The sequence below is a fragment of the Bradyrhizobium sp. P5_C11_2 genome (assembly GCF_054049755.1).
In genome coordinates this window covers 1-8,202 of sequence record NZ_JBFULT010000343.1, presented here as the reverse complement: position 1 = coordinate 8,202, position 8,202 = coordinate 1, and the positions used below count along the sequence as shown (strand labels likewise).

The window sequence follows — 8,202 nt, the reverse complement described above, 5'->3', positions numbered from 1 at the left end:
AGAACTTGATGTCGCCGATCTCGTGCAAGACATAAGCCACCGCGTTGCTGGTGATCAGGTCGACGAACGGCCAGATCACCAGAATGATCCCCATCCACCACACCCCCTGAAGCGTCTCGGACACGAAGATCCGGCCGCGCGCGAAACGATGCACCATGCGGTGAAGGATGCCGATCAACACGGCGAAGAACGAGAGCTGAAGCGCAAATAACGTCCAGAACAGCAACTGGCCGTGGCGCGACATGTCGAGCGGGTTGGCGACGATCCCTGCGCATTTCACCTGCTCGGGACTGAGGCTCGCCGCGATCGAAGCGGAGGCGGTCGTGTTTGCGCGATAAGCGAGCCACACCATCACCGGCAGCGCCGCCCAGATCGCCCAGAACGCAAGATCGAGACGTCGGAACCAGCTCTGCCGGGCCTCGCGTACCGATATCCCCACCACACTCATCTCCAGGCACTCCGCAATTTCCAAGCAATCGCCCTCCCCTAATATGCCTGTTACGCCCAATTGACTCAACCTAAAACGCGATATATTTCTCGTTTATCATGAAATATTTCATGACAACCGACTCACAACGGAGCTCCCATGCGTTCCTTCCTCGTCCGGCACCTGCTCGCGGCGCTGCTGTCCATCTCGCCGCTTGGAAACGCCAAAGCCGCAACGGTCAGCGGTCCAGCCGGCGTCTGGCTGACGCAGTCGGGCGATGCGAAGATCAAGGTCAGCCGCTGCGGCAGTGCGCTGTGCGGCCGGGTCGTCTGGCTCAAGGAGCCGATCGACAAGAAGACGGGGAAGGCACAGCTCGACGACCATAACGCCGATCCCGCGCTGCGCGGCCGCAAGATCGTCGGCATCTCCCTGTTCATCGAGATGCAGGCCGCAGGTGCCAATAAATGGTCAGGCAGGATCTACAATGCCGACGACGGAAAGACCTACGCGAGCACAGTGACCTTGCTGCCATCAGGCAATCTCAACGTCCAGGGCTGCATGGGAACGCTGTGCGCCGGTGAAGACTGGACGCGGTGAGCGGCAGATCGGTCCAAGGCAAGGTCAAAGGCAACATCGAAGGCCGCCCATTTCGGCGGCCGCTGTTTTCCGCGATGCCGTGTCGGATCGAGGGCATCCCGGTCGTCCTTGGGACATGAATGGGCCGTAGRCGCCGAGGTCGGGCCCATCGAAGCAAGAGGATGAAAGAATATGCCCAGCACGATACGTCTACACCGCGTTCTCTCGACCAGTCCGGAGAAAGTCTATCGCGCCTTCCTGGAGGCGGATGCGATGGCGAAATGGCTTCCGCCGAACGGCTTCACCTGCACCGTGCATCATCTCGAGCCCAAGGTCGGGGGCACGTTCAAAATGTCGTTCCGGAATTTCACGACGGGCAACAGCCACGCCTTCGGCGGCGAATATCTCGAGCTCGTCCCCGGTGAACGTCTCCGCTACACCGACAAATTCGACGACCCCAATCTGCCCGGCGAAATTCAGGTGACCGTGCTGCTGAAGAAAGTCTCGGTCGGCACCGAGGTGGACATCACACAGGCCGGCATCCCGGACGTCATCCCGCCGGAAGCCTGCTATCTCGGCTGGCAGGAATCGCTGCGCAACCTGGCACGGCTCGTCGAGCCCGAGATCAACCAATGACAACGGCGCTGCGGGCGCGTGACCGTGATGCTTACGCGCCCGCCTTCGGCGCAAGCCCGCCGCTCGCGGTCCAGCGGTCCGGGTCGGGACTGTGCCCGATCAAAGCGAGGCCGTAGGCGATCGACTCGAACTGGTCCCCCGACATCAGCCGCTCGTTGCCGAACCGCTCGGCGAACAGTTTTCGGACGGCGGGCACGAAGGAGGTGCCGCCGGTCAGGAACACTTTTTCCACCTCGCGCGCGGTGATTCCGGCCTCGCCCAGCACCTTGTCGACGGTGGCCCCCAACCGGGCGATATCGTCGGCAATCCAGGATTCGAAGTTTTTCCGCGTGATGGCCGAGCGAATGTCGACCCCGCCGCCCTTGAAGTGGAAGTCCACCTCATCCCGGCCAGACAGCGCGACCTTGGCGTCGGACACCGCGCGGTACAGCGAAAAGCCGAGGTCGAGGTCGACGATGGTGATGAAATCCTCAAGCAGGGCCGGCTTCAGCGCGGTGCGCGACAGCTCCCGCAACTCGCGCAAATCGCCGTTGCTCTTCATCAGCGCGAGTTGATGCCAGCGCGCGAGGTTGGTGTAGTGGCTGTTGGGCACCGGCAGCACCTTGTCGAACGAGCGGAAGCTGGAGCCTTTGCCCAGCCGCGGCGAGACGACGTGGTCGACGATGCGGTAGTCGAACGTGTCGCCGGCGATGCCGATGCCGGCGTGTCCAAGCGGCTCGGCGCGCAAGCTGCCGCCAGCGCGCGAGAAACGCATCACGGAGAAATCGCTGGTGCCGCCGCCGAAATCCGCAACCAGGACCGTGGCGTCGCGCTCCAGCCGGCGGGCAAAGGAGAACGCTGCTCCCACAGGCTCGTAGACATAGCGCGCGTGGCCGGCGCCGAGGCGCTCGAAAGCGGCCCGGTAGCGCTCCATCGCCAGCGCCTCGTCGGGATTGCCGCCGGCGAAGCGCACAGGGCGGCCGACCGTGATGTTTGCCGCCTCGAAGCCGAACCGGTCGCCGCCATGACGCGCCAGCGTGCGCAGGAACGCGGCGAGAAGGTCCTCGAACTTGTAGCGCTGGCGGAACACCTGGGTGGAATTGAAGCTGCTGCTTCCTGCGAAGGTCTTGAACGACTGGAGGAAGCGATAGATGTGGCGTCCCTCGAGGAACTGCTCGATCGCCCACGGGCCGCCTTCAGCCTGGGCTCCGGCTCCCGGCCGGTCCTCCCAGAAGCACAGCGCCGACACATAGACGCTGTGCCGTTGCCCGCCATGATCGAAGCGGATGGCCTCGACCCGGCGATCGTCCGCCGCAAGCGCTACGACCGTATTGCTGGTCCCAAAATCGATGCCGATCGAGACGGCGGGCGAGGCGCTCGACATGAACCACTCTGACAGATGATTGGATAAGGGGGCGGACCACTAGCGGCTTTGCATGAGCCTGCCAAGAGCCCCGGTCCGCGGCGGCGCGGTCGGAATTCGCTCCCATGGCGCGCTTCAGGCCGATCATGCCCCCTGGATCCACGTCTTTTGCCACGGGGGCAGGCATTTTAGAGCCAGCGCCTCGTTTCGGCGGCAACTTTAAGCCCGAAGCGGCCGCTTTAACGCATCATTATGTTGCAATGCGGTAGATTGAATGCTGCTATGCAATGGGATGCATGGACATTGGCATCTGGTATACATAGATTGCCCTTCGAAATGAGACAGCAGTACTGACCGTCTCAAGAAAGGAATTTCCAATGTCCAAGACCGCTTCCGTCGCCCTCGCGCCCTCCGCCTCGCTGTTCGCCCGTTTCATGGCCGCGGTCGACCGCTTCCTGATGGCGAGCGCCGAGATTTCGAATCACAACGGCGACCTGCCCCGCTTCGGCCTGTAAGCAGCGCCTCCCGCGCTGCGAGCGCGACGCGCCGGTTTCAGAACCGTCCACATACTACTTTTGATGAATGGCCCCGCAGGACGGGGCCATTTCTATTTGCGTTGTCCCGAGTCACAGCCGCGGCCGGCGAACGTCCTGCGGCATTTGCGCACGGTGACCGGACCAGCGCTTGAACCTTGGCATAATGAATACAAGAATGCCACTCCAGCGCTCGCAGAAAAATTAGAGGCGCCACGGGAGGCTTTATGACGGACATGGTGCAGGCAACGGCCCCTACTACCGCGCGCGTTAGCGACACGTATCGCTGGGCGCAACTGGCAGTCGGTGTAGCGGCGATGGTGATGATCGCCAATTATCAATACGGCTGGACGTTCTTCGTCCCCGACATCCAGAAGAAGTTTGGCTGGGATCGCGCTTCGATCCAGTGGGCCTTTACTCTGTTTGTCTTGTTCGAGACCTGGCTCGTGCCGGTCGAAGGATGGTTCGTCGACAAATACGGTCCGCGCATCGTCGTGCTGATCGGCGGCATTCTCTGCGCCGCCGGCTGGGCGATCAACGCCCAGGCGACTTCGCTCAACGGCTACTATCTCGGCATGATCATCGCGGGCATCGGCGCCGGCGGCGTCTATGGCACCTGCGTCGGCAACGCGCTGAAATGGTTTCCCGACAAGCGCGGTCTTGCTGCGGGCATCACGGCGGCCGGCTTCGGTGCAGGCTCCGCGCTGACCGTCGCGCCGATCCAGGCCATGATCAAGGACAGTGGCTTCCAGACCACCTTCCTCTATTTCGGCTTGGGACAAGGCATCATCATCTGCATCCTCGCCTTCTTCCTGCTCGCGCCGAAGGCCGGCCAGGTGCCGGTCGTGGTGGCGAACGCCGCGCTGGTGCAGACGCGTCGCAACTACCAGCCGACCGAGGTGCTGCGTCAGCCGATCTTCTGGCTGATGTACTTCATGTTCGTGATCGTCGGCGCCGGCGGCCTGATGGTGACGGCGAACCTGAAGCCGATCGCGGTCGACTGGAAGGTTGACAGCGTTCCGGTGACGCTGATGGCGGTGACGATGACCGCGGTGACGTTCGCAGCCACGATCGACCGCGTTCTCAACGGCCTGACGCGTCCGTTCTTCGGCTGGATCTCCGACATGATCGGCCGCGAGAACACGATGTTCATCGCCTTCGGCATGGAAGGCTTCGGCATCTGGATGCTCTATCTCTGGGGCCACGATCCGATCTGGTTCGTGCTGCTCTCGGGCTTCGTGTTCTTCGCCTGGGGTGAGATCTACTCGCTGTTCCCCTCGACCTGCACCGACACGTTCGGCGCCAAGTTCGCGACCACCAATGCGGGCCTGCTCTACACCGCAAAGGGCACCGCCGCGCTGCTGGTGCCGATCGCCAATTACATGCAGCAGTCGTCGGGCACCTGGGACAGCGTGTTCATCATCGCGGCCGGCGCCAACATCCTGGCCTCGGCGCTGGCGATCGCGGTGCTGAAACCCTGGCGCAAGATCGTGGTCGCGAAATCGACTGCGGCCTGACGCGCTCCACCGCAACCGACTCAAGCAAAACGCCCGGCCTCACGGCCGGGCGTTTTCGTTTTTACAGAATCCGCCTCCGGGTACCATCGACCGCGCGGAACCACGCAGTTTTCTTGCGCTGCGTCACAAGATTCGGCTTGCCTTCTGGAATATGGTATACCAATGTCCTCACCGCGCTTGCGACGATAAGCCACAATATTTGCGACACTGGGTCATCTTGCAATCCCAGGTCGCATCAAATCAGGCGCGTTGGGAGGTTCTTGATGATTTCCAGCACGGACGGCGCCGTCACGGCCGCGCCTCTTCGCACCGGTTTCCGTTGGTTCCAGCTGGCCATGGGCATCGTCTGCATGGCGATGATCGCCAACCTGCAATACGGCTGGACGCTGTTCGTCGATCCGATCGATGCGGCCCACCATTGGGGACGCGCCGCGATCCAGCTCGCTTTCACCATCTTCGTCGTCACCGAGACCTGGCTCGTTCCGGTCGAAGCCTGGTTCGTCGACAAATACGGCCCGCGCATCGTCATCATGTTCGGCGGCGTGATGATCGCGCTGTCGTGGGTGCTCAACTCCTATGCCGACAGCCTCACCCTGCTCTACACGGCTGCAATCGTCGGCGGCATGGGCGCAGGCGCCGTCTACGGCACCTGCGTCGGCAACGCGCTGAAATGGTTCCCCGATCGCCGCGGCCTTGCCGCCGGCGCGACGGCCGCGGGCTTCGGCGCGGGCGCCGCGCTCACCATCGTACCGATCGCGACRATGATCGCATCGAGCGGCTACCAGCACGCGTTCCTCACCTTCGGCATCGGCCAGGGTCTGATCGTGTTCGTGCTCGCCTTCTTCATCCAGCCGCCACGGCTCTCGATTCCGCCGAAGAAGAAGCAGCTCAATCTGCCGCAGACCAAGATCGACTTCACCCCGCCGCAAGTGCTGCGCACCCCCATTTTCTGGGTGATGTACCTCGTCTTCGTCATGGTCGCATCCGGCGGCCTGATGACCGCGGCGCAGATCGGCCCGATCGCGCACGACTTCAAGATCGCCGATACGCCGGTGACGCTCGCGGGCTTCCAGATGGCGGCCCTGACCTTCGCGATCTCGCTCGACCGCATCTTCGACGGTTTCGGCCGCCCGTTCTTCGGCTGGGTCTCCGACACGATTGGCCGCGAGCACACCATGTTCATCGCCTTCGGCACCGCCGCGGTGATGCTCCTGACGCTGTCGGCCTACGGCCATGTGCCGATCGTGTTCGTGCTCGCGACCGCAGTTTACTTCGGCGTGTTCGGCGAGATCTACTCGCTGTTCCCCGCCACCTGCGGCGACACGTTCGGCTCGAAATTCGCCACCACCAACAACGGCATGCTCTACACGGCGAAGGGCACAGCTTCGCTGCTGGTCCCGCTCGCGAGCGTGATCTCCGCAACCTACGGCTGGAAGGCCGTGTTCGTGGTGGCCGTGGCGCTGAATGCGACCGCCGCGCTGATGGCGCTGTTCGTGATCAAGCCGCTGCGGCGTTCCTTCATCCTCGGCAAGGAAGCCGAGAGCGCRAGCACCGCGGCGGGCAACGCCAAGACCGAGACGGCGTAGCAACCACACGCCTCTGCACAAAAGGAAAGGGGCGCAGCAATGCGCCCCTTTCCTTTTGGGGCGCGTGGATAAACGTCAGTATTCCTGCCGCAAGAATTTTCGGATCGGCCAAATCCAATGCTTGACGATTGGCATTATGTATACCACACTTCGTCCCATCATTCACCCAGGGAGGTCGCCATGCTAGTCGGAGACATTCTGCGCAAGAAGACACCGCGCGTCGTCACGGTGCGAATGAACGAAACGGTGGGTATCGCCGCCAAGCTGATGCGCGCCAACAACATCAGCGCCCTGGTGGTCAAGGACGTGGTCCGCTCCGAAGGCAACACCGCCGTCGGCATGTTCACCGAGCGCGACGTGGTGCGCGCCGTCGCGGAGCATGGTGCCAACGCCATCAACGTGAAGGTCTCGCAGCTCGTGTCGGTGCAGCAGCTCGTGTCCTGCTCCTCGACCGATACGATCGAGCACGTCCGGCACCTGATGAACCGCAATCACATCCGCCACCTGCCGGTGATCGACGATTACAGCCTCGTCTCCGTCATCAGCATGCGCGACATCGCGGCTGCCGTCGACGAAGCGATCAACGGCACGCCGCAAGCAGCAGCTTAAAGCGCAACGACCCTTCCCCTGCGACTGCCGGCCCCGGCTCGGATCCTTCCGAGCCGGACCGGATCTTTCGTCCCAAAATTCCGGCCACGCGCGAGGATTTCATGAAGATCTGCATCTACGGCGCCGGCGCAATCGGCGGATATCTCGGGGTTCAGCTCGCGCGCGCTGGCGCCGATGTCAGCCTGATCGCACGCGGTGCGCACCTTGCCGCGATGCGCGAGCGCGGCCTGACGCTGCTCGCGGGCGAGGAGACGCATACCGTCTATCCCCGCTGCACCGATGATGCCGCCGAGCTCGGCGTGCAGGACTACGTCATCATCACGTTGAAGGCGCATTCGATCACCGGCGTGATCGAGAAGATGCAGCCGCTGCTTGGGCCCCACACCCGCATCGTCACCGCGGTCAACGGCATCCCCTATTGGTACTTCCACAAGCACGGCGGCCAATACGAGAACTCGACGCTGGAGAGCATCGATCCCGGCGGGCGGCAATGGCGCGAGCTGGGGGCCGAGCGCGCCATCGGCTGCATCGTCTATCCCGCGACCGAGATCGAGGCGCCCGGCGTGATCCGCCACGTCTACGGCAACAACTTTCCGCTCGGCGAGCCCTCCGGCGAGATCACCGCCGACGTGCAGCGCCTCGCCGACCTCTTCGTCGCCGCCGGCCTGAAGGCCCCGGTGCTCGACCGCATCCGCGACGAGATCTGGCTAAAACTGTGGGGCAATGTCTGCTTCAACCCGATCAGCGCGCTGACCCACGCGACCCTCGACGTGATCTGCACCGATCCTGCCACGCGCGCGCTGTCGCGTGCGATCATGGTGGAGACGCAAGGCATCGCCGAGACCTTTGGCGTCAAATTCCGCGTCGATGTCGAGCGCCGCATCGAAGGCGCCCGCAAGGTCGGCGCGCACAAGACCTCGATGCTCCAGGATCTCRAGCGCGGCCGTCCCATGGAGATCGATCCGCTCGTCACCGT

The 8,202-nt window shown here is 63.2% G+C and carries 9 protein-coding genes; 7 read left to right on the top strand and 2 right to left on the bottom strand.

Features of this window, described 5'->3' with window-relative positions; translation table 11 throughout:
* The coding region (locus tag ACXJL8_RS26815; RefSeq protein WP_456685884.1) for a hypothetical protein at positions 1-442 on the bottom strand (442 nt) is incomplete at its 3' end.
* Between the two features lie 144 nt (positions 443-586).
* Here ACXJL8_RS26815 and ACXJL8_RS26810 point away from each other — a divergent pair.
* Together ACXJL8_RS26810 and ACXJL8_RS26805 are read left to right on the top strand one after the other, a co-directional pair.
* Positions 587-1,024: a DUF2147 domain-containing protein gene (locus ACXJL8_RS26810; RefSeq protein WP_456622231.1), complete on the top strand. Its 438-nt coding sequence runs from the start codon at positions 587-589 to the stop codon at positions 1,022-1,024.
* Positions 1,025-1,195: 171 nt separating this feature from the next.
* Entirely contained in the window at positions 1,196-1,639 is a 444-nt protein-coding gene (locus ACXJL8_RS26805) for an SRPBCC family protein (RefSeq protein ID WP_456622230.1), read from the top strand.
* A 31-nt stretch (positions 1,640-1,670) separates the two neighbouring features.
* Here the strand turns inward: ACXJL8_RS26805 and ACXJL8_RS26800 are convergent, their stop codons facing one another.
* Positions 1,671-3,002: an Hsp70 family protein gene (locus tag ACXJL8_RS26800; RefSeq protein ID WP_456622229.1), complete on the bottom strand. Its 1,332-nt coding sequence runs from the start codon at positions 3,000-3,002 to the stop codon at positions 1,671-1,673.
* A gap of 356 nt (positions 3,003-3,358) precedes the next feature.
* Between ACXJL8_RS26800 and ACXJL8_RS26795 the strand changes: the two genes are divergently transcribed.
* The 5 genes from ACXJL8_RS26795 to ACXJL8_RS26775 form a co-directional block, all read left to right on the top strand.
* Positions 3,359-3,496, top strand: coding sequence for a hypothetical protein (locus ACXJL8_RS26795; protein ID WP_164938782.1), 138 nt, complete (start codon positions 3,359-3,361; stop codon positions 3,494-3,496).
* Positions 3,497-3,741: 245 nt separating this feature from the next.
* A complete protein-coding gene (gene oxlT / locus ACXJL8_RS26790) occupies positions 3,742-5,031 on the top strand; it encodes an oxalate/formate MFS antiporter (RefSeq protein WP_456622228.1) in 1,290 nt (429 codons plus the stop codon).
* 263 nt (positions 5,032-5,294) lie between these two features.
* Positions 5,295-6,617 (top strand): oxalate/formate MFS antiporter, encoded by a 1,323-nt coding sequence (gene oxlT, locus ACXJL8_RS26785; RefSeq protein ID WP_456622227.1) that lies wholly within the window; start codon positions 5,295-5,297, stop codon positions 6,615-6,617.
* A gap of 180 nt (positions 6,618-6,797) precedes the next feature.
* Entirely contained in the window at positions 6,798-7,226 is a 429-nt protein-coding gene (locus tag ACXJL8_RS26780; RefSeq protein WP_456622226.1) for a CBS domain-containing protein, read from the top strand.
* Positions 7,227-7,327: 101 nt separating this feature from the next.
* A partial coding sequence (locus ACXJL8_RS26775) for a 2-dehydropantoate 2-reductase (protein WP_456685883.1) occupies positions 7,328-8,202 on the top strand: 875 nt, incomplete at its 3' end.